The sequence below is a fragment of the Geodermatophilus sp. SYSU D01186 genome, assembly GCF_054050215.1.
In genome coordinates, this window is record NZ_JBJGYW010000016.1 from 84,958 (window position 1) to 110,508 (window position 25,551).

A 25,551-nucleotide genomic window follows, 5' to 3' on the forward strand; every position below is an offset into this window, starting at 1 on the left:
GGCGCCCGATGAGCACCCGGGACTTCATCGAGAAGGACTACTACGCCGCTCTCGGCGTCGCCCAGGACGCCGACGCGGCCGCGATCAAGAAGGCCTACCGCCAGCTGGCGCGGGACCTCCACCCGGACAAGAACCCGGGCAACACCGAGGCCGAGGCCCGGTTCAAGGAGGTCTCCGAGGCTTACGACGTGCTGTCGGACACCAAGCGGCGGGCCGAGTACGACGAGGCCCGGCGGCTGTTCGGGGCCGGCGGCGCGGGCGCGCGCGCCGGCTTCCCCGGGGGGTTCCCGGGCGGGGCCGGCGGCGGTCAGCCGTTCGACCTCGGCGACCTGTTCGGCGCGGCCGGGACCTCCGGCCGCGGCGGTGCCGGCGGACTCGGGGACCTCTTCGGCGGCCTGTTCGGTGGCGGCGGGGGATCGGGCTCGGCGCGGGCGCGCAGCCAGGCGGCGTCCGGTCCCGCCCGCGGCCAGGACGTCGAGACCGAGGCGACGCTCTCCTTCGAGGAGGCCGTCCTCGGCGTGACCGTGCCGCTGCGCATGCAGAGCCCGGGCACCTGCCCGACCTGCCACGGCAGCGGCGCGAAGCCCGGCACCTCGCCGCACACCTGCCCGGTGTGCCAGGGCGCCGGCGTCACCAGCCGCAGCCAGGGCGCGTTCGCCTTCTCCGAGCCGTGCCGCAACTGCCGCGGCACCGGACAGGTGGTCGACGACCCGTGCCCGACGTGTGCGGGCAACGGCGTCACCACCCAGACCCGCACCATCACCGTCCGGATCCCGGCCGGGGTCAAGGACGGCCAGCGGATCCGGCTGGCGGGCAAGGGGGCACCCGGCCGCCGCGGCGGCCCGGCCGGCGACCTGTACGTCGTCGTCCACGTCTCCGAGCACGAGTTGTTCGGCCGCAAGGGCAGCGACCTCACCCTCACCGTGCCGATCACCTACGCCGAGGCGGCGCTGGGGACGACGCTCACCGTCCCGACCCTGGACGGCAGCGTCTCCCTCAAGGTGCCCGCGGGCACGGCCAGCGGGCAGACCCTCCGCGTGCGCGGGCGCGGCGTGCCGGGCAAGGGCCGGGCCGGTGACCTGCTGGTGACCGTCGAGGTCGCCGTGCCCAAGCGGCTCAGCCCCGCGGCCGAGGAGGCGGTCAAGGTGCTCGACGCCGAGCTGGGTGACCCGCGGCCGCGGATCACCGCCGCCGTCCAGGGGAGCACGAAGTGACCGCCGCGGCCGACGGCCGGGAGCGGCGCGAGGCCGGGCGCGCGGTCGCCGAGGACGCCCCCGTCTTCGTCATCTCGGTGGCCGCCGAGCTGGCCGGCATGCACGCGCAGACCCTGCGCCAGTACGACCGGCTGGGCCTGGTCAGCCCCGGGCGCACGCCCGGTGGCGGCCGGCGGTACAGCCCGCGCGACGTCGCCCTCCTGCGGGAGGTCCAGCGCCTCTCGCAGGAGGACGGCGTCAACCTGGCCGGCATCAAGCGGATCATCGACCTGGAGTCGCAGGTGGAGGCGCTGCAGCAGCGGGTGACCGAACTGCTGGGCGAGCTGGAGCTGGCCGAGGCCCGGCGGATCGCTGCGGAGTCCGCCGTCCGGGCCGGTTACGGCCGCGACCTCGTGCCGCTGCGTCCCGCCACCTCGGCACTCGTCGTCTGGCGTCCCGGGCAGCAGCGGTGAGCGGCAGCAGCCAGCACGAGGCGATCGTCCACGTGGAGCGGGAGATCGCGCTGCTGCTGCGCCGGTCGCGGGCCATGTCCGCCCGGCTGTCGCGTGAGCTCCACCCCGACCTGGACGGCGCGGCCTACGGCCTGCTGGTGCTCCTCGAGGACTCCGGGCCGCTGCGGGCCAGCGACCTCGTCGCCCGCCTCGGCCTGGACAAGAGCACGGTGAGCCGTCAGATCGCCTCCCTCGTCGACCTCGGCCTGGTCACCCGCGAACCCGACCCCGCCGACGGCCGCGCCCAGGTGCTCGGCACCTCGGCCGAGGGCCACGCCCGGCTCAGCCGCATCCGCGACGCCCGGCGCGCCCGCTGGGAGGCCGACCTCTCCGACTGGCCGGTCGAGGACATCGCCACGCTCGGCGACCTGCTCGGCCGGCTCAACCGACTGGGCGAGGCGCGCGACGCCGGCGCCGTCCCCGAACCCCGGGACGGCGCCCCGGGCGGCTGAGCCGCCCCGCACGACCCCCGCAGACCCCCGTCGTGACCGCTGGGTTACCGCGGGGGTCTTCTGCGTCACAACAGTTGCAGACTACAACCAACGGACAGTATGGTTGCACTCTGCAAGCAACGATCGTGGCGAGGAACCCCGTGCCCATCACCCCCCAGACCCGCGACCGGCTCACCGCCGGCGTGGCCCGCATCGTCCGGAGCGGGCGGCACCTCAGCGTCCGCGCGGCCGCCGCGCTCTACGGCGACCTGCCGTCCTACGACTGGGCCCTGCTCGCCCCCCTCCAGCAGGACGGCGAGCAGCGCTGCAGCGTGCTGGCCGCCCGCGCCGGCGTGGACGTCTCCGTGGTCAGCCGCCAGTTGGCCGTGCTCGAGCGCTCCGGCTACGTGGCCCGGCGTCCCGACCCGGCCGACGGGCGCGCCCACCTCGTGTACGTGACCGAGGCCGGGGAGGCCGCTCTCGCCGGCACCCGGGCGCTGCGCTCCGAGTGGGCCGAGACCGCCCTGGCGGACTGGGACGAGCACGACGCCGGCCTGCTCAGCGACCTGCTCGAGCGGCTCGCCGCGGACCTCGACGCCTCCGCCGCCGCAGGCGTCGCCCGGACCGCCTCGTGAGGGGCGCCACACCTCCCTCCCCTTCCGCACCGAGCCCAGGAGCACCGTGACCAGCACCCTCGAGCCCCGCACCGCGGCGGCCGCCCCGGACGACGTCGCCCCCGTCGAGCAGCAGGGCGGGATGACGCACCGGCAGATCCTCTCGGCGCTGTCGGGCATGTTGCTGGCGATGTTCGTGGCGTTCCTGTCCTCGACCGTCGTCTCCAACGCCCTGCCCACGATCATCACCGAGCTGCGCGGCACCCAGGGCCAGTACACCTGGGTGGTCACCGCGACCCTGCTGGCCTCGACCGCGTCGACGCCGATCTGGGGCAAGCTCGCCGACCTGTTCAGCAAGAAGCTGCTCATCCAGATCTCGATCGTCATCTTCATCGTCGGCTCGATGCTGGCCGGCCTGTCGCAGTCGGTGGACACCCTCATCGCCTGGCGCGTCCTGCAGGGCCTCGGCCTCGGCGGCGTCCAGGCGCTCGTGCAGATCGCGATGGCGGCGATGATCAGCCCCCGCGAGCGCGGCCGGTACTCCGGCCTCATCGGTGCGGTCATGGCCGTGGCCACCGTCGGCGGCCCCCTCATCGGCGGCGTCCTGGTGGACACCAGCTGGCTGGGCTGGCGGTCGGTGTTCTACGTCGGCGTCCCGTTCGCCGTCGTCGCGCTGGTCCTGCTGCAGCGCACGCTGCACCTGCCGATGACCAGGCGCCACGTGCGCATCGACCACCTGGGCGCGACCTTCCTCACCGCCGGCGTCTCGGCGCTGCTCATCTGGGTCACCCTGGCCGGCGGCACCTTCCCCTGGTGGTCGGTCGAGACGGCGCTGTTCCTCGCCGGCGGCGTGCTGGCCATCGTGGCCTTCGTCGTCACCGAGCTGCGGCACCCCGAGCCGATCGTCCCGCTGCGGCTGTTCCGCGACCGGACGACGACGCTGGCCATCGTCGCCAGCATCGCGATCGGTGTCGCGATGTTCGGGTCGTCGGTCTTCCTCGGCCAGTACCTGCAGATCTCCCGCGGCTACTCCCCGACGGCGGCCGGTCTGCTGACCATCCCGATGGTCGGCGGCCTGCTGATCTCCTCCACCGTCTCCGGCATCCTCATCACCCGCCACGGCCGGTGGAAGGCCTACCTGGTCGCGGGCTCGGTGCTGGTCGTGGCCGGCTTCGGGCTCCTGTCGACGATCGACCACGAGACGGACATGGTCCTGCTGGGCGCCTTCCTGTTCGTCCTGGGCGTCGGCATCGGCATGACCATGCAGAACCTGGTGCTGGCGGTGCAGAACACGGTGGCCGCCCGCGACCTGGGTGCGGCGAGCTCGGCCGTGGCCTTCTTCCGCAGCCTGGGCGGCACGATCGGCGTCTCGGTGCTCGGCGCGGTGCTCAGCAGCCGGGTCGGCGACCTGATCGCCCAGGGCCTGGCCGGCGTCCCCGGGGCCGCGCAGGCCGCGTCGTCCGGCGAGGTGGGGCTGGCCGACCTGGCCGACGCGCCGCCGGCGATCCGGACGCTGATCCAGGTCTCCTACGGCGACGCCACCGGCCGCATCTTCGCGATCTCCGCCGTCCTGGCCGTGGTCGCGGTGGTGGTCATCCTGTTCATCCGCGAGGTCGCGCTGAGCACCCAGAGCGGTGAGGAGCGGCTGCGCAGCGGCGAGTAGCCCGCGACGGCCGGGGACCGACATGGGTCGTCGGATGATCGACACGCTTGACGGGCGATCGTGGACGCCCGGGTGCGTGTCGTCGCGAATCGTGAGCGACCGTCGACGGTGGATGGTGTCGAGCGGTCGTCGGTCCCGGGTACTCGGGACCTTCAGCCTGCGGGCTCTCCTCCCAGCCTTGGAAACGTGCTGATCCCGCAAGCCAATCCAGGGGGAGGGACACCCGTGCGAAAGCGTGCAGCAGCAGTGGTCCTCGCCGGCGCCGCCGGCTTCATGATGATGGGGGCTCCGGTCGCGATGGCCGACAATCCGCATCCGGTGGACAGGGTGGCCAACACCCCGAAGGTGGGTGGCCAGCTGAACAGCGCGTGGGGCGAGGTCGCGAGCAACCTGGCGCAGTTGGACACCACTGCCGAGGGCGGCACGGGCGGTGCGATGGGGCAGCACTCGCGCTCGACCAAGGCCGCCGACAACAACGGTGGTTTCGCCAGCAGTGACAACGCCTTGGGCATCACGCTGAGCGACAACACCGACGGCTCGACCGGTCGGGAGGGTGTCGGCAACGTGTCGGCGGACGACGAGGGGCCCCACGGCGTCAATCCCGGTGACGGTGGCAACGGCCAGCACGCGCTGAACAACGCCAGGCTGGCGGGGGTCCTCAACCCCGTCAACGGTGAGCTCACCACCACCGTCGGCGGCACCGCGCCCGACGTCTCCTCGGAACTGCTGGAAGGGACGCAGTAGGAGGATCGTCGACGCGGAACGGACCGACGTCCGCGACGCCCAGCGCGAACGGAGCCCCCCGGATGGGCGATCACCCGGGGGGCTCTGTCCTGCCGCCGTCGTGCTGTTCAGCTCTCGAGCGCTGCGTCCAGGGTGATCTCGTCGACGCCGGCCAGGGCCTTGCTGACGGGGCAGCCCGCCTTGGCGGCCTGGGCGGCCTTCTCGAAGCCGGCCGCGTCGAGGCCTTCCACCTCACCGCGCACGGTGAGGGCGATCTTGGTGATGTGCGGGCCGCCGTCCTTCTGGCCGAGCGTGACGTCGGCGCCGATCTCCAGGGCCTGGGGGGTGCCGCCGGCCTTGGCGATCTCGTTGGACAGTGCCATCGCGAAGCAGGCGGAGTGGGCGGCGGCGATCAGCTCCTCGGGGCTGGTGGTGCCGCCGGCGTCCTCGGCCGCGCGCTTGGGGAACGAGACCTCGTAGGTGCCGACCTTCGAGCTGGACAGCTCGACCTGACCGGACCCCTCCTGCAGGGTGCCGTTCCACGCGGTGCGGGCAGTGCGGGTGGGCATGCGATCTCCTCCGTCTCGGGGCCTACGGGGCTCGCCCTACCCGTGACGGTTGCACGCAACCGTCACGGCTCAGCCCCCGCTGACCCGTTCGGTGACCAGCTGCAGCTTCGCCTTGAGCTCGGCGAACTCCTCGCGGTCCAGGTCGAGGGCGCAGATGATCTCGCCGGAGATGGACTCGGCCTCGTCCCGCAGCGCGCGGCCGGCGTCGGTGAGGGCGATGGACACCGAGCGCTCGTCCTCCACCCGGCGGTGGCGGGTGACCAGGCCGGCGGAGGTGAGCCGCTTGAGCAGCGGGGAGAGCGTGCCGCTGTCCAGGGACAGCCGCGCGCCCAGTTGGCCAACGGTCTGGTTGTCGGTCTCCCAGAGCAGCATCATCACGAGGTACTGCGGATAGGTGAGGCCGATCGCGTCGAGCAGAGGGCGGTACCGCGCCGTCATCGCCCGGGATGCGGCGTAGAGCGCGAAGCAGAGTTGGTCCTCGAGGACCGCGCTCGGTGCCGGCAGACGCGTCATCCCCGGGAGTCTAGGCGTCCTGGCCAGGCCGCCACGGGGGGTTGCCGAGGATCGACACGGGCGGGTGAGGACCTCCGGTGCGTGCACCAGGGGCGCGCAGCGAGATTGAGTGGAACAGACTCAACCTCGTCCACGTTGGACGGGACGAGAACCACGGCCGAGCCCCGGCCGACCCCACGCCGAGAGGACCGCTGCACCCACCATGCAGAGCAAGCTCACCACCCGTTCGCAGGAGGCCATCGCCGCTGCTCAGCGGCTGGCGGTCGACCGTGGCCAGGCGGCCCTCGAGCCGCTGCACCTGCTCCTCGCCCTGCTGGAGCAGACCGACGGCATCGCCGGGCCCCTGCTCAAGGCCGTGGGCGCCGACGTCTCCGACGTCCGCGCCAAGGCGGAGGCGGCGCTGCGGCGCCTGCCCAGCGTCAGCGGGGCCACCGTGCCCGCGCCCTCGCCGTCGCGCGAGCTGCTGCGGGTGCTCAACGCCGCCGGTGAGCAGGCCAGTGCGCTCGGGGACGAGTACGTCTCCACCGAGCACCTGCTGGTCGGCCTGGCGAGCTCCGACGGCGAGGCCGCGACGGTGCTGAGCAGCGCCGGTGCCACGCGCGACGCGCTGCTGGCCGCCTTCCGCACCGTGCGGGGCAACCGCAAGGTCACCACCGCCGACCCGGAGAGCACCTTCCAGGCGCTGGAGAAGTACGCCGTCGACCTCACCGAGCGTGCCCGCGAGGGCAAGATCGACCCGGTGGTCGGCCGCGACACCGAGATCCGGCGGGTCGTGCAGGTGCTGTCCCGGCGCACCAAGAACAACCCGGTCCTCATCGGTGAGCCCGGCGTCGGCAAGACCGCGATCGTCGAGGGCCTGGCCCAGCGGATCGTCGCCGGCGACGTGCCCGAGAGCCTCAAGGGCAAGCGGCTGATGGCGCTGGACCTGGCGAGCATGGTGGCCGGCGCGAAGTACCGCGGTGAGTTCGAGGAGCGGCTGAAGGCCGTCCTGCACGAGATCACCGAGTCCGAGGGCGAGATCGTCACCTTCATCGACGAGCTGCACACCATCGTCGGTGCCGGCGCGACCGGCGACTCCGCGATGGACGCCGGGAACATGATCAAGCCGATGCTGGCCCGCGGCGAGCTGCGCATGGTCGGGGCGACCACGCTCGACGAGTACCGCGAGCACATCGAGAAGGACCCGGCCCTCGAGCGGCGCTTCCAGCAGGTCTTCGTCGGCGAGCCCTCCGTGGAGGACACGATCGGCATCCTGCGCGGCCTCAAGGAGCGCTACGAGGTGCACCACGGCGTCCGGATCACCGACGCCGCGATCGTCGCCGCCGCCACCTTGTCGGACCGGTACGTCACGGCCCGGTTCCTGCCGGACAAGGCGATCGACCTGGTCGACGAGGCCGCCAGCCGGCTGCGCATGGAGATCGACAGCCGGCCGGTCGAGGTCGACGAGGTCGAGCGCGCCGTCCGCCGGCTGGAGATCGAGGAGATGGCGCTGGCCAAGGAGGACGACCCCTCCTCGGTGGAGCGGCTGGCCGCGCTGCGCGCGGACCTCGCCGACAAGCGCCAGCAGCTCGACGAGCTGACCGCCCGGTGGCAGCAGGACAAGGGCGCGATCGTCCGCATCCAGCAGATCAAGGAGGAGCTGGAGCGGGCGCGCCTGGACGCCGAGCGGTTCGAGCGGGACGGCGAGCTGGCCCGCGTGGCCGAGCTGCGCTACGGCCGGATCCCGCAGCTGGAGAAGGCGCTGACCGACGCCGAGGCGTCCGTCGAGGCCGGTGACTCCATGCTCAAGGAGGAGGTCGGCCCCGACGACATCGCCGAGGTCGTGCAGGCCTGGACCGGCATCCCCGCGGGCCGGCTGCTGGAGGGCGAGACCCAGAAGCTGCTGCGCATGGAGGAGGAGCTCGGGCAGCGGGTCGTCGGCCAGCCCGACGCCGTCCGAGCCGTCTCCGATGCCGTGCGTCGTGCGCGGTCCGGCGTGGCCGACCCCGACCGGCCGACCGGCTCGTTCCTGTTCCTCGGCCCGACCGGCGTCGGCAAGACCGAGCTGGCCAAGGCGCTGGCGGAGTTCCTGTTCGACGACGAGCGGGCGATGGTCCGCATCGACATGAGCGAGTACTCCGAGAAGCACTCGGTGGCCCGGCTCGTCGGCGCTCCGCCCGGCTACGTGGGCTACGAGGCCGGCGGTCAGCTCACCGAGGCGGTGCGGCGGCGGCCCTACACCGTCGTGCTGCTCGACGAGGTCGAGAAGGCCCACCCCGACGTGTTCGACGTGCTGCTGCAGGTGCTCGACGACGGCCGGCTCACCGACGGCCAGGGCCGCACCGTCGACTTCCGCAACACGATCCTGATCCTCACGTCCAACCTCGGCTCGCACGTGATCGCCGACCAGTCGGTGGAGGAGGAGCGGCGCCGGCAGGCGGTGCTCGAGGTGGTCCGGCAGCACTTCAAGCCGGAGTTCCTCAACCGGCTGGACGACGTCGTGGTGTTCCGGGCCCTGGGCAGCGAGGAGCTGGCCGGGATCGTCGACATCCAGGTCGGCGTCCTGGCGCGGCGGCTGGCCGCTCGCCGGCTCACGCTGCAGGTCACCGACGCGGCGCGGGACTGGCTGGCGATCAACGGGTTCGACCCGGTCTACGGCGCCCGGCCGCTGCGCCGGCTGGTGCAGTCGGCGATCGGCGACCAGCTGGCCAAGGCGCTGTTGGCCGGCGACATCCGGGACGGCGACGAGGTGGTCGTCGACGCGCCGGACGACCTCGCCGTCGAGGGGCTGATCGTCCGCCGCGGCTGAGCGCCGCGCCCTGCACGACCACCGTGGACCCGGTGCGGAGGCCGGAGGCCTCCCGCCGGGTCCGCGGGTGCGGGCTCCGCGCGCCGGGGGGGACGGCAGCCGGCCGCGGTGTCGGCCGGCAGGCCGACGGTGTGGTCGCCTCCCGCCGGGTCCGCGGGTGCGGGCTCCGCGCGCCGGGGGGACGGCAGCCGGCCGCGGTGCCGGCCGGCAGGCCGGCGCTGTCGTCGTGGGCCGGTCGTCGTCCCTACCGATCCGGTCTCGAAACACGTCGAGGGGTGGCTCGGGGACTCGGCGGTGGGTGATCATCTCCGCCGACACCGGGGGACGACGACGGGAGCACAGATGACGTCAGGGCAGGGCGGCCAGGGTGGGTGGGGCGGTCAGGACCCCCAGCAGGGCGGCCAGGACCCGCAGGGCTGGCAGCCGCCGCAGCAGGGCTGGCAGGCCCCGCCGCAGCAGGGCTGGCAGGCGCCGCCTCCGCCCGGGTGGCAGCAGCCGCAGCAGGGCTGGCAGCAGCCGGGGCAGTACGGCTACGCCCCCGCGCCGTCGGCTCCCGGGTACGCGCCGCAGGAGGCGCCGCCGCGCCCCGACAGCGTGCGCTTCGGGATCGGCGCCTTCGTCGCCAACCTGCTGATCGGGCTCGTCGGCGCGATCGTCACCTTCGCCAGCATCGACACCCTGCTGGACTCCGAGCTGGCGCGGGAGGGCGTCACGGTCTCCGAGGACGCCGTCCAGGCCGTCATCACCGTGAGCGCCGTCATCGGGCTGCTGTTCGTGGCGCTGGAGGCGCTGTTCATCTGGTTCGCCTGGAACGGGCGCAACTGGGCGCGGATCATCCTGTTCGTGCTGGGTGGGCTCGGCATCATCGGCGGCCTGTCCGCGCTGGCGCAGCCGACCACCGGCTTCCTCACCGCGCTGTCGGTCTGCCAGATGCTGGTGGTCATCGCCGGTGTCGTGCTGCTGGCCCGGCCGCCGTCGAACGAGTGGTACCGGGCCATGGGCCGGCGCCGCGCCGCCGGCCTGCGCTGACGGCCGGGCCCGGCCCCGGCGCGCCGATGCGGTGTGCCGGGGCCGGGCCGCGCCGGTCCCGGGGGGCACCCGGCGGTCCGGGGAGAATGGCCGGCGGTCGACTGCGAAGGAGCTCCGTCCCGTGACGCACACCCCCGCCCGCCGCGCCCTGCTCGCCGCCGCGTCGGCGCTGGCCGTCCCGCTGGCCGCCTGCGGCTCCGGGGACGCCGCGGAGGACGCCGCCCCGGCCCCCGGCGCCACGGCGGCTCCCACCTCTGCCGCCCCGGCCGCCACGGGGCCGATCGGCACCGGGTGCGGGGCGTTCCCGCCCGAGGGTGAGGGCAGCATCGCCGCCATGGCCGGCGCCCCGCTGGCCACCGCGGTCGCCGGGGCCCCGCCGCTGTCCAACCTCATGATCACGGTGCACGCGGCCACCCTCGTCGACCCGCTCAACACGACCCAGGACATCACCGTCCTCGCGCCGATCAACCAGGCCTACGAGGCGGTGCCGCCGGAGACGCTGCAGCCCCTGCTGGCCGACACCCCGCGGCTGACCGAGCTGGTCACCCACCACGTGATCCCCGGCCGGCTGGCGCCGGAGGAGCTGGCGGGCACGCACGCCACCCTCAGCGGCGACCCGGTCACCATCGAGGGCTCCGGTGGGTCGTTCACCATCAGCGCCGAGCAGACCCTCGTCGGCAGCACCGACGCCACCGTGGTCTGCGGCAACCTGCCGACGGCGAACGCGACGGTCTACGTCATCGACCAGGTGCTCAGCCCGCCGGCGTGACGGCCCCGTTCCTCCGGGCGATGGCCGCGGTCAGCGCCGTCGCGAATGCCGTCCATCCCGCGTAGGGGGCCAGGACGACCGCCGCCGGGCCACTGACTGCCGCCGCCCGGCGGACGAGGTCGACCGTGGAGACGGTGAACACGGCGCACTCGGCCGTGGCGGCCCACGGGCGGTGGGCCCGGAAGAACAGCGGCGACCACCCCGCGTTGAGCGCGAGGTTCAGCGCGTAGGCCCGGGCGAACGGCCGGCCGTCGCTGCTGCGGGTGAGGACCTCGCCGGCGGCCCACGCCATCCCGGCGTACAGAGCGGTCCAGACGATGCCGAAGCTCTGCGGCGGCGGGTACCAGGAGGGCTTGTCCAGCCGGCGGAACCACCGGCTGCCGGGGTCGGTGGCCAGCCCGCCGAGGACGGCGGCGGCCAGCGGCCCGGCCGCGGCGACGAGGCGGGTCCGGGGAAGCGACATGCCCCGATCGTGGCCGTCAGTAGGGTCGGCTGCATGGAAAAGGACCCCGCCCCTCCCCGCCCCTCGTCCCTCGGGACGGGCCCCTGGGGCGGGGCCGCCCTGCCCGACCGCGACCGCCTGCTGGAGCTGATCGTCGAGCTCGCCGTGGTGCAGGGACGGGTCACGCTCTCCTCCGGGCAGGAGGCCGACTGGTACATCGACATGCGCCGCCTGACCCTGCACCACGAGGGCGCGCCCCTGGTGGGCCGGGTGATGCGGCAGCTGACCGGCGACCTGCGCTACGACGTCGTCGGCGGGCTCACCCTCGGCGCCGACCCGGTCGCCACGGCGATGCTGCACGCGGCCGCCGCGGGGGAGGGTTTCCTCGACGCCTGCGTGGTGCGCAAGGCCGGCAAGGCGCACGGTCTGCAGCGGCGGATCGAGGGCCCGGACGTCGACGGCCGCAGCGTCCTCGTGGTCGAGGACGTGTCCACCACCGGCTCCAGCCCGCTGACCGCCGTCGAGGCGCTGCGCGAGGCCGGCGCCGAGCCGGTCGCGGTCGCGGTCATCGTCGACCGCGGGGGCCGCGCCGCGGTCGAGGAGGCGGGCCTGGAGTACCGCGCCGCCTTCACCCTCGCCGACCTCGGCCTGGACTGAACACCGAGAAGGACGGACCCGCGGCCGCGGCGTCGTACGGTGTGACGATGACCACGGTGACGACGGCGTGGGCGGCCGAGCTGGCCGATGCCCTGGGTGCCGACAGCGTGCTGACCGACCCCGACGTCACCGCCTCCTACTCCCGTGACCAGGCGATGCTCGCCGAGGCCGGGACGCCGGCGGCCGTCGTCCTCCCGCGCAGCACCGCCGACGTCGTCGCGGTCATGCAGATCGCCTCGCGGCACGGGATCCCGGTGGTGCCCCGGGGTGCCGGGTCGGGTCTGGCCGGGGCCAGCAACGCCGTCGACGGCGCGATCACGCTGGTCATGACCCGGATGGACGCCGTCCTGGAGGTGTCCCCCGCGGACCGCCTGGTCGTCGTCCAGCCCGGGGTGGTGAACAAGGCGCTGCGGGACGCGGTCGCCGGGTCCGGGCTGTTCTACCCGCCGGATCCCTCCAGCTACGACTGGTGCACGATCGGCGGCAACCTCTCCACCAACTCCGGCGGGCTGTGCTGCGTCAAGTACGGCGTCACGACCGACTACGTGCTGGGCCTGGAGGTCGTGCTCGCCGACGGGCGGGTCCTGCGCACCGGACGGCGCACCGTCAAGGGCGTCGCCGGCTACGACCTCGCCCGGCTGTTCGTCGGGTCGGAGGGCACCCTCGGCGTCATCACCGAGGCGACGTTGGCCCTGCGGCCGGCACCGCAGCGGCCGGTCACCCTCGTGGCCACCTTCGCCACGACCGCGCAGACCGGGCAGGTCGTCGAGCGGGTGGTCACCAGCGGCCTGGTGCCCAGCCTGCTGGAGGTCATGGACAACACCTGCATCTGCGCCGTCGACGACCTGCTGCGCGCCGATCTCGACCGTGACGCCCACGCGCTGCTGGTGGCCCAGTCCGACGCCGGCGGCGAGGCGGCCGTCCGGGAGATGGAGACGCTGGCCGAGCTGTGCCGGGAGGCCGGCGCCGACCTCGTGCACACCACCGACGACCCGGCCGAGGGCGACCTGCTGCTGGCCGCCCGGCGGATGGCGCTGCCGGCGCTCGAGCAGCTGGGCAGCACGCTCATCGACGACGTCGCCGTGCCCCGCTCGCGGATCGCCCAGTTCCTCGACGGCTGCGACACCATCGCCGCCGAGCGCGGGCTCACCATCGGCGTCGTCGGGCACGCCGGCGACGGCAACATGCACCCGACGATCTGCTTCGACCCCACCGACGCCGACCAGCGCGAGCGGGCCTTCGCCGCCTTCGACGACATCCTGGAGCTCGGCCTGTCCCTCGGCGGCACGATCACCGGCGAGCACGGCGTCGGGGCGATCAAGGTCGACTGGCTGGAGCGGGAGGTCGGCCCGGTGTCGCTGGAGGTGCACCGGTCGATCAAGGCCGCGCTCGACCCGGACGGGCTGCTCAACCCCGGCAAGGTGCTGCGCCGCCTGACACGCTGACCCCATGGCTGCAGACCGGCTCCTGGTCATCGGCGGGGACGCCGCCGGCATGTCCGCGGCGGCACAGGCCCGGCGGCTGCGACCGGCCGAGAGCCTGGCCATCACCGTCCTGGAGCAGGGGCCCGACGTCTCCTACTCCGCCTGCGGCATCCCCTACTGGGTCGGGGACGTGGTCTCCGACCGGGACCGGCTGATCGCCCGCAGCCGGCACGAGTTCACCGCCCAGGACATCGACGTCCGCACCGGCACCCGGGCAGAGGCGATCGACCTCGACGCCGGCACGGTGCGCACGGCCGACGGGCAGACCCTGGGCTACGACCACCTGCTCGTCGCCACCGGCGGCCGCCCGCTGCGCCCGCCGGTGCCCGGCCTGGACGCCGACGGCGTGCACGGGGTGCACCGGCTGGCCGACGGCGCCGCCATCCGGGCCGCGGTCGCCGCCGGCGCCCGCCGCGCCGTCGTCCTGGGCGGCGGCTACATCGGCCTCGAGATGGCCGACGTCCTGCACGCCCGCGGCGTGGCGGTGACCGTCGTGCTCGCCGACCCCCTGCCCATGGCGCTGCTGGACGCCGACATGGGGGAGCGGGTCTGCAAGGCGATCGGGGACATGGGCATCGACGTCCAGCCCAACCAGCCGGTGCGCGAGATCGAGACCGACGCCGACGGCGTGGTGCGGGCCGTCCGCACCGACGCCGGCAGCTACCCCTGCGACCTCGTCGTCCTCGGGCTGGGCATGGGCCCGGAGGTGGCCCTCGCCCGCGACGCCGGCCTGCGGCTGGGGGAGACCGGCGCCATCGAGGTCGACCGCACCCAGCGCTCCCGCTCGCACCCCGAGGTGTTCGCCGCCGGTGACTGCGTGCAGACCTTCCACCGGCTGACCGGCGAGCCGGCGCACGTCGCGCTGGGCACCCACGCCAACAAGCAGGGCCGGGTCGTGGGCTCGGTGGTCGGCGGCCGGCCGGCGCGCTTCGCCGGGGTGCTCGGCACCGCCCTCACCGGCATCGGGGAGCTGGAGATCGCCCGCACCGGGCTGTGCACCAGCCAGGCGGAGGCAGCGGGCTACGAGATCCGCACCGAGACGATCGAGGGGACGACGAGGGCCGGCTACTTCCCCGGCGCCGAGCCGATGGCGGTGAAGCTGGTCAGCGACCGCGGGTCCGGGGAGCTGCTCGGGGCGCAGATCGTGGGCGGCCCCGGCAGCGGCAAGCGGATCGACGTCATGGCCACCGCCATCTGGGCCGGCCTGACCGCCGAGGAGTTCGCCGGCTCCGACCTCTCCTACGCCCCGCCGTTCTCGCCGGTCTACGACCCGGTGCTCGTCGCCGCGCGCGTGGCCAGCCGGGCGGAGCGGGGGTGACCGCCAAGGGTGAGGTCCGCGGGGCGGACTGGTACGGCGACGACCTCTCCGGCCAGGAGCACACCGGGGTCACCTTCAGCGCCGTGGACCTCTCGGAGACGACCGACGACGGCGCCGTCTTCACCGACTGCGTGTTCCGGGACTGCCGGTTCACCCTCTCCACCCACACCGACGCGGCGTTCCTCACCTGCACGTTCACCGGCTGCTCGTTCTCCCAGGCGACGCTCACCGGCTGCAAGCTGGTCGGCTCCCGGTTCGAGCGCTGCGGCTTCGACCTGCTCACCGTCACCGGCGGCGACTGGTCCTTCGTCGGGCTGGCGGGGGCGGACCTGGCGAAGGCCACGCTCACCGGCGTCCGCATGCGGGAGGCCGACCTGACCGGGGTGCGCGCCGTCGGGGCGACGCTGCGGGACCTCGACCTCTCCGCCGCCGAGTGGCACGGGGCCGACCTCTCCGGTGCCGACCTGCGCGGCACCGACCTCGCCGGGGTCGACCCGCGGGAGGTGGAGCTGGCCGGGGCGCGGATCGACGTCGTCCAGGCGGTCGCCCTGGTGACCGCGCTCGGGCTGCGGGTGGAGCCCGGCGGGGTGTAGCGGGTGTCGCGGGGCACGGGCGCGGCGGGATACTGGCCGCCAGCAAGCGCCGATCCCGACGCAAGGAGTGCCTCGCATGCCCATCGCGACCCCTGAGGTCTACGCCGACATGATCAACCGGGCCAAGGAGGGCGGCTTCGCCTACCCGGCGATCAACTGCACCTCGTCCGAGACGGTCAACGCGGCCCTGCGCGGCTTCGCCGACGCCGGCAGCGACGGCATCATCCAGTTCTCCACCGGCGGCGCGGAGTTCGGCTCGGGCACCCGGGTCAAGGACATGGTCACCGGTGCCGTCGCGCTGGCCGAGTTCGCGCACGTCGTCGCCGAGAAGTACCCGGTCAACGTCGCGCTGCACACCGACCACTGCCCGAAGGACAAGCTGGACGCCTACGTGCGCCCGCTGATCGCCCTGTCCAAGGAGCGCGTCGACGCCGGCCAGGCGCCGCTGTTCCAGTCGCACATGTGGGACGGCTCGGCGATCGACCTCGACGAGAACCTGCACATCGCCGAGGAACTGATCGAGAAGTCGGCCGCCGCCAAGCTGGTGCTGGAGGTCGAGATCGGCGTCGTCGGCGGCGAGGAGGACGGCGTCGCGCACGACATCAACGAGAAGCTCTACACCGCCGAGGGCGACTTCGTCGCGACCGCCAAGGCGCTGGGGCTCGGCGAGAAGGGCGTCTACCTGCTCGCCGCCACCTTCGGCAACGTGCACGGGGTCTACAAGCCGGGCAACGTCAAGCTGCGCCCGGAGATCCTCAAGCAGGGTCAGGACGTCGTCGCCAAGGAGTTCGGCCTGGCCGAGGGCAGCAAGCCGTTCAACCTCGTCTTCCACGGCGGCTCCGGGTCGGCGCAGGAGGAGATCCGCGAGGCGCTCTCCTACGGCGTGGTGAAGATGAACGTCGACACCGACACCCAGTACGCCTTCACCCGGCCCATCGCCGGGCACATGTTCAGCAACTACGACGGCGTCCTGAAGGTCGACGGCGAGGTCGGCAACAAGAAGGCCTACGACCCGCGCAGCTACCTCAAGGCCGCCGAGACGGGCATGGCCGCCCGCATCGTCCAGGCGTGCGAGGACCTGCTGTCGGCCGGCCAGTCGCCGAGCGCCTGAGTGACCGAGCTCGCGAGGTCACGCATGGACGGAGCGACGCGCGGCGCAGGTCCGACGAGCGCCGGCGAGGAGGAGCTGTGACGCACTCGCACCAGAACCTGCTCGGGGAGCCGCCGGCCACGCTGCTGCCGGCCAACCCAGAGGCCGAGGCCGAGCTCGCGGCCGGCAGCACGCCGGCCGAGGTCGCCGCGCACCACCCGACGGTCAGCGCGGCCTGGGCCGCGCTGGCCGAGGAGGCGCTGAACCGGCCCGAGCGGGCGCTGCGGGACACCATCGAGGCCTACGCCTACGCCCGCACCGGCTACCACCGCGGCCTGGACGCGCTGCGCCGCAACGGCTGGAAGGGCTACGGCCCGGTGCCCTGGTCGCACGAGCCCAACCGGGGGTTCCTGCGCTGCGTGACGGTGCTGGCCCGCGCCGCCGAGGCGATCGGCGAGACGGCCGAGCAGGAGCGCCTCACCGAGCTGCTGCGCGACTGCGACCCCAGCCTCGCTGCCTGACCCCCCTCTGCGGGCGTCCCTCCTGACGCGCAACGGAGGCTGGGGGCGCAGGTTTCCTGCGTTCCCAGCCTCCGCTGAGACAGCCCGGGGGACGCCCGCAGTGCTGTCGGCCCGGAGCGGCAGACTGACCCCCGTGGAGCACACGCCGGCAGCCGTGGTGGCCCGCCTGCGGCCGCTGCTGCTCGCGGTCCACGAGGCGCTGTCGGCGGGCGTGGCGGTCAGCGCCGCGATCCACGCCGCCCACGGCTGGAACCCGAGCGCGGACCGCCACCTCGACCACCAGCTCGTCCGCCGCGAGGCGATGGAGCGGCTCAAGCCGTGGGGTGCCGCCCCGGACGACGAGGCCGATCCGTGGCTGACCCGCCAGCTGGAGTTCACCGACACCAGCACCGACAACCTCGGCCTGCCGATGAGCGGGCTGCTGCTGCGCACCGCCACCGACGTCCTGCGGGTCTGGCGCTCCGACGACGGCGAGCTGCCCGCGGCCGCCACCGAGGGGCTGCGCGCCTTCTACCGGCAGGCCCCCAGCCGCCAGCTGCAGCTGGACCTCGACGACCGGTCCGGCGTCCCGCGCCCGGCGCCCGGGCACCTCGCCCTGCTGTGGGCCGACGCCGGCGCCGTCGTCACCCGCTTCGACCTCGTCCGGCCCGGCGGGCACGCCGGCCGGCGGGTGCAGGTCGACTGGCACGTCGACCTGCTCGAGCGCGTGGTCCGCCCAGCCGCCTGAGGTGCCACTGCCCGCCCGGGGCGCATCCAGGGAGGGCAGCGGCGGCCGGGGGCCGACGCCGGCGGTCTCGGGCTCACAGGGAGCGGCCGGACACCGCCGGGCGCTCCGGGGCACGACGAGGCCGGGGATCCCGGCGACCCGCGCCCCAGAAGTGGGTGCCGGTCCCATCGTGGAGGCGTTGTGACGCTGGGTGATCGCTCGACGTGCGGATTTCCAGGACCGTGCCTACGCTCCGTCTCCGGCGTCCACTGGGGACGCCCGTCACCGGAGGTGCTGCATGGCAACGCTTCTCTGGATCCTCGCGGTCATCCTCGTGGTCGCCGGCATCGTCGCGATCGTGCGCAGGCAACTGCTGTGGGGGATCGTGCTCATCATCGTGGGCCTGCTCGTCGGGCCGGGTGGGGTGAGCATCTTCACCTGAGCTGCACCCGGAGCCCCGACTCAGCGTTCGTCGAGCTCCGGGTGCAGCTCCCGCAGCCGGGCGGTGAGTGAGGCCAGCTCGTCCCCGCCGGCCATGAGACGCGTGAGGACGTCGGCATCGACGTCCTCACGCGTCAGGTCGCCCGCCACGTGCCCGTGCGCGAGGAGCAGGAACCGGTCGCCGACCAGGTGGGCGTACCGCGGGTTGCTGGTGACCACCACGATGGCCAGCCCCCGCGCGCGGGCGGTCAGCACGGCCCGGCCCACCAGGGTGTGCTGCTGGATCGTCATCGGCGCGGTCGGTTCGTCGATCACCAGGGCCCGGACGCCGAAGTGCAGCGCCCGGGCGATCGCCAGCGTCTGCCGCTCCCCGGCGCGCAGTGCCGAGGCCGGCTGGTCCGGGTCGATGCCCGGGACGCCGACCTGGGCGAGGGCCCGCACCGTCGTCTCCCGCGCGGCCTCGAGATCGAGCCGGCGCAGTGGCCAGGGCCCGCGCGTGGGCTCGGCGCCCAGGGAGAAGTTCCGCCACACCGACAGCAGCGGTGCCACCGCGAGGTCCTGCCACACGGTCGCGATGCCGGCGGCGCGGGCGGCCTTGGGCGACCGGAACCGCACCGGCCGACCGTCGAGCAGCAGCTCCCCCTCGTCGTACCGGCACAGGCCCGAGAGCATCGAGACCAGCGTGGACTTGCCGGACCCGTTCTCGCCCAGCACGCAGGTGATCTCGCCGGGGCGGAACGCCGCGTTCACCCGGGCCAGCGCCGCCACGCTGCCGTGGTGGACGCTGACACCGCGCAGCTCCAGCAGCGGGACGGGGCGGTCGGCCGGCCCGCTCACGATCGCGGCACCGCCTTCAGCCGGTCCCGGACGACGCCGTTGGCCAGCAGCGCCACCAGCAGAAGGACGCCGAGGAAGGCCTCGAACCAGCGGGCGTCCCACCCGGCCAGCACCACCCCCTGCCGCGCCGTGGCGTAGAGCAGCGCACCCACCGCGGCGCCGACCGCAGACCCGTACCCGCCGGTGAGCAGGCAGCCGCCGATGACCGCGACGACGACGAAGGTGATCGCCGTCCCGAGCCCGGTGCTGGCCTGCACGCCGCCCAGGCGCACCACCCCGAGCGTGCCGACCAGCCAGCCGGCCGCGGCGGTGCAGCAGTACAGCGCGACCGTCGTCCGCCGGTCGGCGACACCGAGCTCGCGGGCCGCACGGCGGGCGCCGCCGACGGCGAGCACGCCGTTGCCGAAGCGGGTGCGCCACAGCGTCCACGACGCCCAGGCGGTCAGGAGCACCCACCACACCAGCGAGACGCGGAACCGCCCGTCGCCGATCTGCACCGTCGACCCGAACACCGCCGTCGCCGACGACCAGCCGGGGGCCTCGCCGAGCCCGTCGATGCGCACCGAGCGGGTCAGCGACCGGGTGCCGGCCAGGGCCACGCCCTGTAGCACGAGGAACGTCGCGAGGGTGATCAGGAAGCTCGGCAGCCCGGTCGTGACCACCAGCCAGCCGTTCACCAGCCCGACCAGCAGCGCGGCCGCCAGCGAGCCGGCCAGCGCGGGCCAGGTGCCCCACCCGGCCTCGGTGATGAGCACGCCGGTGACCAGGGCGCTGCCGACGGAGATCATCCCGATCGACAGGTCGAAGTGCCCGGCGACCAGGAGCAGCGCGACCGCGACACCGCCGATGCCGATCAGCGCTGCCGCGTCCAGGGCGCTGGCCAGCCCGCCCGGACTGAGCAGGTGGGGTGCCTGCGGGGCGAAGAACAGCAGGACGACGGCCAGGCCCACGAACGCCGCGAGGCTGGGGCGGGCCAGCGCCCGGTCGAGCAGCCGTCGTCCCCGGGCCGGGGCCGGCGTGGCGTGCGGCCCGAACGAGGGCAGTCCGTCGGCTGTCACCGGCGGGGACAGGACGTCGGCAGCGGGGCCTCCTCGACCAGGGACGTGCGTCCAGTGTCCACGAACGGCGCGACCCACCCGCAGCGCCCCGCGCCGCCGATCAGGGGCGCAGCCGCCAGCGCACGCGGTGGTCGGCGTACCAGGTCCAGCGGCTGACCGGCCGCGGGTACGGCACGCCGTCCCGGACGACCCGGGCCGGGTCGCAGGCGATCTGCACCGCCCGGCCCGTCGTGCGCCGGGCGGGCCGCAGGGGCAGCGTCATGACGACGACCCCGAGGGTGTCCACCTGCCGCCACTCCGGCCGGACGTCGATGCGCGTGATGATCCCGTCGGCGACCTTGGCCGCGTCGTTGTGCGCCTGCGCCCCGAACCGGCGGGCCAGCGGGCCGCGCCGTCCGGGATCGGCCGCCTCGACCCGGCCGTGGTGCAGCAGGACGCCGCCGTGGTCGTCGCGCACCAGGCTGAGCTCGCGCTCCTCGCCGGCACCCACGCCCAGCGCGCGGGCCAGCCCGGTCGACGCGGTGTCGTCGGCCGGTTCCCACGACACCGGCACCCCGGCGGTCCGCCCGGCCTTGTCGAGCGCGGCGAGCACCGCGGCCAGCGCGGGCACCGGGCCCCTGACCAGCACGGCGTCGGCGTCGACGGCCGGCGCGACCGTCTCGCGGGCCGGTGCCTGGCCGGGGTCGAGGCCGCGCAGGTCGAACCGGACGAGCGACATGCGGATACCCTGCCACCTGCCAGCCGGTCATCCGCCGGTGACGGAGTTCCGAGGGGATCTGAGCGAGCGATGCCGGCAGTCGTGCTGATCGGCGCCCAGTGGGGCGACGAGGGCAAGGGGAAGGCCACCGATCTGCTGGGGGGCCGCGTGCCCTACGTGGTGCGGTACCAGGGCGGCAACAACGCCGGCCACACCGTGATCACGCCGGACGGCGAGCGCTACGCGCTGCACCTGATCCCGTCGGGGATCCTCACCCCGGGGTGCACGCCGGTCATCGGCAACGGCGTCGTCATCGACCCGGAGGTGCTGATCGGGGAGCTGGCGGGCCTGGAGGAGCGGGGCGTGGACACCTCACGCCTGGTCATCTCGGCCGACGCGCACCTGATCATGCCGCACCACCGCGCGCTGGACCGGGTCACCGAGCGGTTCCTCGGCAAGCGCCGGATCGGCACCACCGGCCGGGGCATCGGCCCCGCGTACGGCGACAAGGTGGCCCGCACCGGCATCCGCGTGCAGGACCTGCTCGACCTCTCCATCCTCCGGCAGAAGCTCGAGGGCACGCTGCAGGAGAAGAACCAGGTCCTGGTCAAGGTCTACAACCGCAAGGCGATCGACGTCGACGAGGTCGTCGAGGAGTACGCCGGGTACGCCGAGCAGCTCAAGCACCGCATCGCCGACACCCGGCTGCTGCTGGCCGAGGCCCTCGACGCCGGCGAGTGGGTCCTGCTGGAGGGCTCCCAGGGCACGCTGCTGGACGTCGACCACGGCACCTACCCGTTCGTGACGTCGTCCAGCCCGACCGCGGGCGGGGCCGCGGCCGGCTCGGGCATCGGCCCCACGCGCATCCAGCGGGTGGTCGGCATCCTCAAGGCCTACACGACCCGCGTCGGCTCGGGCCCGTTCCCGACCGAGCTGTTCGACGCCAGCGGCGAGTACCTGCGCAAGCAGGGCGGCGAGGTCGGCGTCACCACCGGCCGCGACCGCCGCTGCGGGTGGTTCGACGCCGTGGTGGCCCGCTACGCCAGCCGGGTCAACGGCATCACCGACTACTTCCTCACCAAGCTCGACGTGCTCTCCGGGCTGGAGACGGTGCCGATCTGCGTGGCCTACGACGTCGACGGCGTCCGGCACGACGAGATGCCCATGACCCAGACGGACTTCCACCACGCCAAGCCGGTCTACGAGGAGCTGCCGGGCTGGTTCGAGGACATCCGGCACTGCCGAACCTTCGACGAGCTGCCGGCCAACGCCCAGGCCTACGTGCGGCGGCTGGAGGAGCTCTCCGGCGCCCGCATCAGCGTCATCGGCGTCGGCCCCGGCCGCGACGAGAACGTCGTGGTCCACGACCTGATCGGCTGAGCGGAGGCCGGGAGCGCAGGGGACCTGCGCTCCCGGCCTCCGCTACGGACGGCCGCCTCCGCTACGGACGGCGGATGGGGGCGAGGGCCGCGGTCTGCAGTTCCGCCCGGGCGCGGACGGCGACCTCGGGGGCGTCGGTGATGACGCCGTCGACGCCGAGCGCCAGCAGCAGCCGGGCCTCGGTCTGGGCGTCGCCGGGACCGATCGGGTCCTCGCCGCGGCGCAGGTGCCGGGGCAGGAAGGCGTTCTCCGGCCGCAGCGTCCACGGGACGACGAGAAGCCCGGCGCGGTGGGCCTGGGCGACCAGGTCGGAGACGCCGGTCAGCGCCTGGTCGGCGTCCCGCAGCAGGATGCGGTGCCGGCTGGGCGCGATGCCCTGCGCGTAGGTGCTCACCGCACGCAGGCCGGCGGGGGTGACGAGGGCGTCGTCCGCGGCGACGTCGTCCACCAGCTGGAGCATGGTCGGCCCCGCGGCGCCCAGGTCGGCGCGCAGCTGCCGCAGCGCGGCGGCGTCGAAGGACTGCAGCACGACCGTGCCGTCGGGGGTGTCGGCGCCCAGGCGGCGCAGCTCGGCGGCGACCAGCTCCACCATCGGCAGCCCGTGGTCGCCGGCCCAGGTGGGCTTCTTCAGCTCGGCGAGGACGCGCACCTGCCGGCCCGGGGTGGAGCGGCGGCGGGCGATCTCCACGACCTCCGCCAGCGTCAGGACGCCGTAGCGGCCGTCGTAGGTCGTGTTCAGCGGACGCAGCGCCGGCATGCGCTCGACGGCCCGCAGGGTGCGCAGTTCAGCGAGGGTGAAGTCCTCGGCGAACCACCCGGTGCGCTCGCGGCCGCCGACGACGCGCGTGGTGCGGCGGTCCGCGAACTCCGGCCGGTCGGCCACGTCGGTGGAGGGGGAGAGCTCGTTCTCGTGCCGGACGACGAGCGCGCCGTCGCGGCTGACCACGACGTCGGGCTCGATGAGGTCGGCGCCGAGGTCGATCGCGAGCTCGAAGCTGGCGGCCGTGTGCTCGGGCCGGTACGCGGAGGCGCCGCGGTGACCCACGACGACGGGACGGGGGAGGCCGGTCGCGGGACGGACTGCCAGCGACTCGCTCGCGTGCATGTCATTGAGAACACCGCAGTCACCTGACGAGAACGTGAACGCGGAGAGTCGCGTGCAGCACAATTCGGAAGACGCCGCCCTGACCAGCGCGTCACCATGCGGGAGTGACGGAACTCTCACTCCTGGGCTGGACGCCGGAGCGGCGCGCCGAGCTGCCGCCGGGGTGCGCACCGGCCCGGGTCGCGCGGGTCGACCGCGGCCGCCTGACCGTGCTCACCGCCGACGGCGAGCTGCGCGCCCACCCCGCGTCGGCGCTGCTGGGCGACGCCGGGCCCGCGGTCGGCGACTGGGTGGCGCTGCGCGGGGAGCTCGCCGTCGCGGTGCTGCCCCGCCGGACGGCGTTCACCCGCGTCATGGCCGGCCGGACGTCGAGCGAGCAGGTGGTGGCCGCCAACCTCGACGCGGTGCTCGTCGTCGACGCCCTCACCGGGCCGCGGCGGACCCGGCGGGTGGAGCGCTACCTGGCGGTGGCGTGGGGCAGCGGGGCGGCACCGGTCGTCGTCCTCACGAAGGCCGACCTGTGCGACGACGTCCCGGCGGTGGTGCAGGAGGTGGCCGAGGCGGCCCTCGGCGTCGACGTCCTGCCGGTGAGCTCGGTGACGGGGGCCGGCCTCGCCGACGTCGCCGCCCGGATCGGCCCCGGCCGCACCGCCGCGATGGTCGGGCCGTCCGGGGTGGGCAAGTCCAGCCTGGCCAACGCGCTGCTGGGGGCGCCGGTCGTCGCCACGGCGGAGGTGCGGGAGAGCGACGGCCGCGGCCGGCACACCACCACCGCTCGCGAGCTGCACCAGCTGCCCGGCGGCGGCCTGCTCGTCGACACCCCCGGCATGCGGGAGCTGGGCGTGGTGGACGACGAGGGCATCGACACCGCCTACGCCGACGTCACCGAGCTGGCCGGGCGGTGCCGGTTCCGTGACTGCGGGCACCGGTCCGAGCCCGGGTGCGCCGTCGCCGGGGCGATCGCCGAGGGCCGGCTGGACCCCGCCCGCTACACCGCCTGGCGCAAGCTGCAGGCCGAGGCCCGGCGGCAGGCGCTGCGCTCCGACGCGCGGGCGCGGGCCGCCGAGCACGCCCGGGTGCGCGCCCTGTACCGGTCCTACCGGGCGCAGCCGAACCGCCCGCGCTGAGCCCCGGTAGGGTCGCCGGACGTGCGCGTGCTCGTGATCGGCTCCGGTGCCCGGGAGCACGCCCTGTGCGTCGCTCTGCAGAACGACCCCGCCGTGACCGCGCTGGCGTGCGCTCCCGGCAACGCCGGCACGCGGGCGCTCGCCGAGGCCGCGCCGGTCGACGTCGCCGATCCGGTCGCCGTCGCCGCGCTGGCCACCGGCTGGGGCGCCGACCTGGTGGTCGTCGGCCCCGAGGTGCCGCTCGTGGCCGGTGCCGCCGACGCCGTCCGCGACGCCGGCATCGCCTGCTTCGGCCCGTCGGAGCAGGCCGCCCAGCTGGAGGGCAGCAAGTCCTTCGCCAAGCACGTGATGGCCGCCGCCGGCGTGCCCACCGCCCGGTCGTGGCCGGTCGGCGGCCCGGCGGAGCTGGAGACCGCCCTGGACGAGGCGGGCGCGCCGTACGTGGTGAAGGACGACGGCCTGGCCGCGGGCAAGGGCGTCGTCGTCACCACCGACCGGGACGCCGCCGTCGCGCACGGCCACCGCGTGCTGGAGGCCGGCGGCGCGGTGCTGGTCGAGGAGTACCTGGACGGGCCCGAGGTGTCGCTGTTCGCCGTCACCGACGGGACGACGGTGCTGCCGCTGGTCCCCGCCCAGGACGCCAAGCGCCGCGACGACGGCGACGCCGGCCCCAACACCGGCGGGATGGGCGCCTACGCGCCGCTGCCCTGGGCGCCGGCGGGCCTGGTCGACGAGGTGCTGGCCACCGTGCTGCAGCCGACGGTCGACGAGATGGCCCGCCGCGGTGAGCCCTTCGCCGGGCTGCTCTACGCCGGGCTGGCGCTGACCTCCCGCGGCGTCCGGGTCGTGGAGTTCAACGCCCGCTTCGGTGACCCGGAGACCCAGGTCGTGCTGCCGCTGCTCGAGACCCCGCTGGCCGGCCTGCTGCACGCCGCCGCGACCGGCACCCTCGCCGACCACCCGCCGCTGCGCTGGCGGGACGGGGCGGCGGTCACGGTCGTCGTCGCCGCGGCCGGCTACCCGGAGCGGCCGCGCACCGGCGACCCCATCACCGGGGCGGACGGCGAGGGCGTGCTGCACGCGGGCACCACGGTCGACGCGGACGGGACGGTCCGGTCCGCCGGCGGGCGGGTGCTGGCGGTGACGGCGGTCGGCGACGACCTCGCCGCCGCCCGCCGGCTGGCCTACGAGCGGGTGGCCGGGGTGCGGCTGGCCGACGCGCACTGGCGCACCGACATCGCGCTGGCCGCCGTCGAGGGCCGGATCGCCGCCGGCTGAGGGCCGGCACGTC

General features: G+C 74.6%; 27 protein-coding genes. 20 read left to right on the forward strand and 7 right to left on the reverse strand.

Features of this window, described 5'->3' with window-relative positions:
• Positions 1-8 precede the first annotated feature (8 nt).
• The 6 genes from dnaJ (at position 9) to ACI784_RS13640 (ending at position 5,157) form a co-directional block, all read left to right on the forward strand.
• Entirely contained in the window at positions 9-1,214 is a 1,206-nt protein-coding gene (dnaJ, locus tag ACI784_RS13615; RefSeq protein WP_457013831.1) for a molecular chaperone DnaJ, read from the forward strand.
• Positions 1,211-1,666 carry a heat shock protein transcriptional repressor HspR gene (locus ACI784_RS13620; RefSeq protein ID WP_456922366.1) on the forward strand — a complete coding sequence of 152 codons (456 nt, stop codon included), beginning with the start codon at positions 1,211-1,213 and terminating at the stop codon, positions 1,664-1,666. The genes dnaJ and ACI784_RS13620 overlap by 4 nt, the downstream gene beginning before the upstream one ends.
• Positions 1,663-2,157, forward strand: a complete 495-nt coding sequence (locus ACI784_RS13625; protein WP_456922367.1) for a MarR family winged helix-turn-helix transcriptional regulator — start codon at positions 1,663-1,665, stop codon at positions 2,155-2,157. The genes ACI784_RS13620 and ACI784_RS13625 overlap by 4 nt, the downstream gene beginning before the upstream one ends.
• Before the next feature lie 140 nt (positions 2,158-2,297).
• Positions 2,298-2,771 carry a MarR family winged helix-turn-helix transcriptional regulator gene (locus ACI784_RS13630; RefSeq protein WP_457013832.1) on the forward strand — a complete coding sequence of 158 codons (474 nt, stop codon included), beginning with the start codon at positions 2,298-2,300 and terminating at the stop codon, positions 2,769-2,771.
• Between the two features lie 46 nt (positions 2,772-2,817).
• Positions 2,818-4,413 (forward strand): MDR family MFS transporter, encoded by a 1,596-nt coding sequence (locus ACI784_RS13635; protein WP_456922369.1) that lies wholly within the window; start codon positions 2,818-2,820, stop codon positions 4,411-4,413.
• Between the two features lie 186 nt (positions 4,414-4,599).
• On the forward strand, positions 4,600-5,157 hold the full coding sequence (locus ACI784_RS13640; protein WP_456922370.1) for a hypothetical protein: 558 nt from the start codon (positions 4,600-4,602) through the stop codon (positions 5,155-5,157).
• A gap of 107 nt (positions 5,158-5,264) precedes the next feature.
• Here ACI784_RS13640 and ACI784_RS13645 read toward each other — a convergent pair whose 3' ends face one another.
• Complete coding sequence (locus ACI784_RS13645; RefSeq protein WP_456922371.1) at positions 5,265-5,705, reverse strand: OsmC family peroxiredoxin; 441 nt, start codon at positions 5,703-5,705, stop codon at positions 5,265-5,267.
• Positions 5,706-5,774: 69 nt separating this feature from the next.
• Positions 5,775-6,218, reverse strand: a complete 444-nt coding sequence (locus ACI784_RS13650; protein ID WP_456922372.1) for a MarR family winged helix-turn-helix transcriptional regulator — start codon at positions 6,216-6,218, stop codon at positions 5,775-5,777.
• 202 nt (positions 6,219-6,420) lie between these two features.
• Here ACI784_RS13650 and clpB point away from each other — a divergent pair, with 202 nt between their 5' ends.
• The 3 genes from clpB (at position 6,421) to ACI784_RS13665 (ending at position 10,804) form a co-directional block, all read left to right on the forward strand.
• Positions 6,421-9,006: an ATP-dependent chaperone ClpB gene (gene clpB / locus ACI784_RS13655; RefSeq protein WP_457013833.1), complete on the forward strand. Its 2,586-nt coding sequence runs from the start codon at positions 6,421-6,423 to the stop codon at positions 9,004-9,006.
• A 342-nt stretch (positions 9,007-9,348) separates the two neighbouring features.
• A complete protein-coding gene (locus ACI784_RS13660) occupies positions 9,349-10,035 on the forward strand; it encodes a hypothetical protein (RefSeq protein ID WP_456922374.1) in 687 nt (228 codons plus the stop codon).
• Positions 10,036-10,156: 121 nt separating this feature from the next.
• Complete coding sequence (locus ACI784_RS13665; protein WP_457013834.1) at positions 10,157-10,804, forward strand: fasciclin domain-containing protein; 648 nt, start codon at positions 10,157-10,159, stop codon at positions 10,802-10,804.
• Here ACI784_RS13665 and ACI784_RS13670 read toward each other — a convergent pair.
• Positions 10,788-11,267 (reverse strand): TspO/MBR family protein, encoded by a 480-nt coding sequence (locus ACI784_RS13670; RefSeq protein ID WP_457013835.1) that lies wholly within the window; start codon positions 11,265-11,267, stop codon positions 10,788-10,790. The two genes, ACI784_RS13665 and ACI784_RS13670, sit on opposite strands and share 17 nt — an antisense overlap.
• A gap of 33 nt (positions 11,268-11,300) precedes the next feature.
• Between ACI784_RS13670 and pyrE the strand changes: the two genes are divergently transcribed.
• The 8 genes from pyrE (at position 11,301) to ACI784_RS13710 (ending at position 18,057) form a co-directional block, all read left to right on the forward strand.
• Entirely contained in the window at positions 11,301-11,903 is a 603-nt protein-coding gene (gene pyrE, locus ACI784_RS13675) for an orotate phosphoribosyltransferase (RefSeq protein ID WP_457013836.1), read from the forward strand.
• A 47-nt stretch (positions 11,904-11,950) separates the two neighbouring features.
• On the forward strand, positions 11,951-13,348 hold the full coding sequence (locus ACI784_RS13680; RefSeq protein WP_457013837.1) for an FAD-binding oxidoreductase: 1,398 nt from the start codon (positions 11,951-11,953) through the stop codon (positions 13,346-13,348).
• A gap of 4 nt (positions 13,349-13,352) precedes the next feature.
• Entirely contained in the window at positions 13,353-14,705 is a 1,353-nt protein-coding gene (locus ACI784_RS13685; RefSeq protein WP_456922379.1) for an FAD-dependent oxidoreductase, read from the forward strand.
• Positions 14,702-15,298: a pentapeptide repeat-containing protein gene (locus ACI784_RS13690; protein WP_456922380.1), complete on the forward strand. Its 597-nt coding sequence runs from the start codon at positions 14,702-14,704 to the stop codon at positions 15,296-15,298. Before ACI784_RS13685 ends, ACI784_RS13690 begins: the two co-directional genes overlap by 4 nt.
• Positions 15,299-15,374: 76 nt before the next feature.
• Positions 15,375-16,409: a class II fructose-bisphosphate aldolase gene (fbaA, locus tag ACI784_RS13695; protein WP_456922381.1), complete on the forward strand. Its 1,035-nt coding sequence runs from the start codon at positions 15,375-15,377 to the stop codon at positions 16,407-16,409.
• A 77-nt stretch (positions 16,410-16,486) separates the two neighbouring features.
• A complete protein-coding gene (locus tag ACI784_RS13700) occupies positions 16,487-16,909 on the forward strand; it encodes a DUF3151 domain-containing protein (protein WP_456922382.1) in 423 nt (140 codons plus the stop codon).
• A gap of 133 nt (positions 16,910-17,042) precedes the next feature.
• Entirely contained in the window at positions 17,043-17,636 is a 594-nt protein-coding gene (locus ACI784_RS13705) for a hypothetical protein (protein WP_457013838.1), read from the forward strand.
• A 277-nt stretch (positions 17,637-17,913) separates the two neighbouring features.
• The gene (locus ACI784_RS13710; RefSeq protein ID WP_186817115.1) at positions 17,914-18,057 is read left to right on the forward strand and encodes a GPGG-motif small membrane protein; all 144 of its coding nucleotides are present in this window, start codon (positions 17,914-17,916) and stop codon (positions 18,055-18,057) included.
• 20 nt (positions 18,058-18,077) lie between these two features.
• On the opposite strand, the gene ACI784_RS13715 is transcribed toward ACI784_RS13710, so the two are convergent.
• The 3 genes from ACI784_RS13715 to ACI784_RS13725 all read right to left on the reverse strand — a co-directional run bounded on the left by ACI784_RS13715 (position 18,078) and on the right by ACI784_RS13725 (position 20,669).
• On the reverse strand, positions 18,078-18,893 hold the full coding sequence (locus ACI784_RS13715) for an ATP-binding cassette domain-containing protein (protein ID WP_456922384.1): 816 nt from the start codon (positions 18,891-18,893) through the stop codon (positions 18,078-18,080).
• The gene (locus tag ACI784_RS13720) at positions 18,890-19,951 is read right to left on the reverse strand and encodes an ABC transporter permease (RefSeq protein ID WP_457013839.1); all 1,062 of its coding nucleotides are present in this window, start codon (positions 19,949-19,951) and stop codon (positions 18,890-18,892) included. The genes ACI784_RS13715 and ACI784_RS13720 overlap by 4 nt, the downstream gene beginning before the upstream one ends.
• Before the next feature lie 100 nt (positions 19,952-20,051).
• Positions 20,052-20,669 carry a hypothetical protein gene (locus ACI784_RS13725; protein WP_456922386.1) on the reverse strand — a complete coding sequence of 206 codons (618 nt, stop codon included), beginning with the start codon at positions 20,667-20,669 and terminating at the stop codon, positions 20,052-20,054.
• A gap of 69 nt (positions 20,670-20,738) precedes the next feature.
• Between ACI784_RS13725 and ACI784_RS13730 the strand changes: the two genes are divergently transcribed.
• Positions 20,739-22,028, forward strand: coding sequence for an adenylosuccinate synthase (locus ACI784_RS13730; protein ID WP_456922387.1), 1,290 nt, complete (start codon positions 20,739-20,741; stop codon positions 22,026-22,028).
• 61 nt (positions 22,029-22,089) lie between these two features.
• On the opposite strand, the gene ACI784_RS13735 is transcribed toward ACI784_RS13730, so the two are convergent.
• Entirely contained in the window at positions 22,090-23,133 is a 1,044-nt protein-coding gene (locus ACI784_RS13735; protein ID WP_456922388.1) for a glycerophosphodiester phosphodiesterase family protein, read from the reverse strand.
• 104 nt (positions 23,134-23,237) lie between these two features.
• Between ACI784_RS13735 and rsgA the strand changes: the two genes are divergently transcribed.
• Positions 23,238-24,260 (forward strand): ribosome small subunit-dependent GTPase A, encoded by a 1,023-nt coding sequence (rsgA, locus tag ACI784_RS13740; protein ID WP_457013840.1) that lies wholly within the window; start codon positions 23,238-23,240, stop codon positions 24,258-24,260.
• A gap of 21 nt (positions 24,261-24,281) precedes the next feature.
• Entirely contained in the window at positions 24,282-25,538 is a 1,257-nt protein-coding gene (gene purD / locus ACI784_RS13745; protein ID WP_457013841.1) for a phosphoribosylamine--glycine ligase, read from the forward strand.
• The last annotated feature ends 13 nt before the right edge of the window (positions 25,539-25,551 follow it).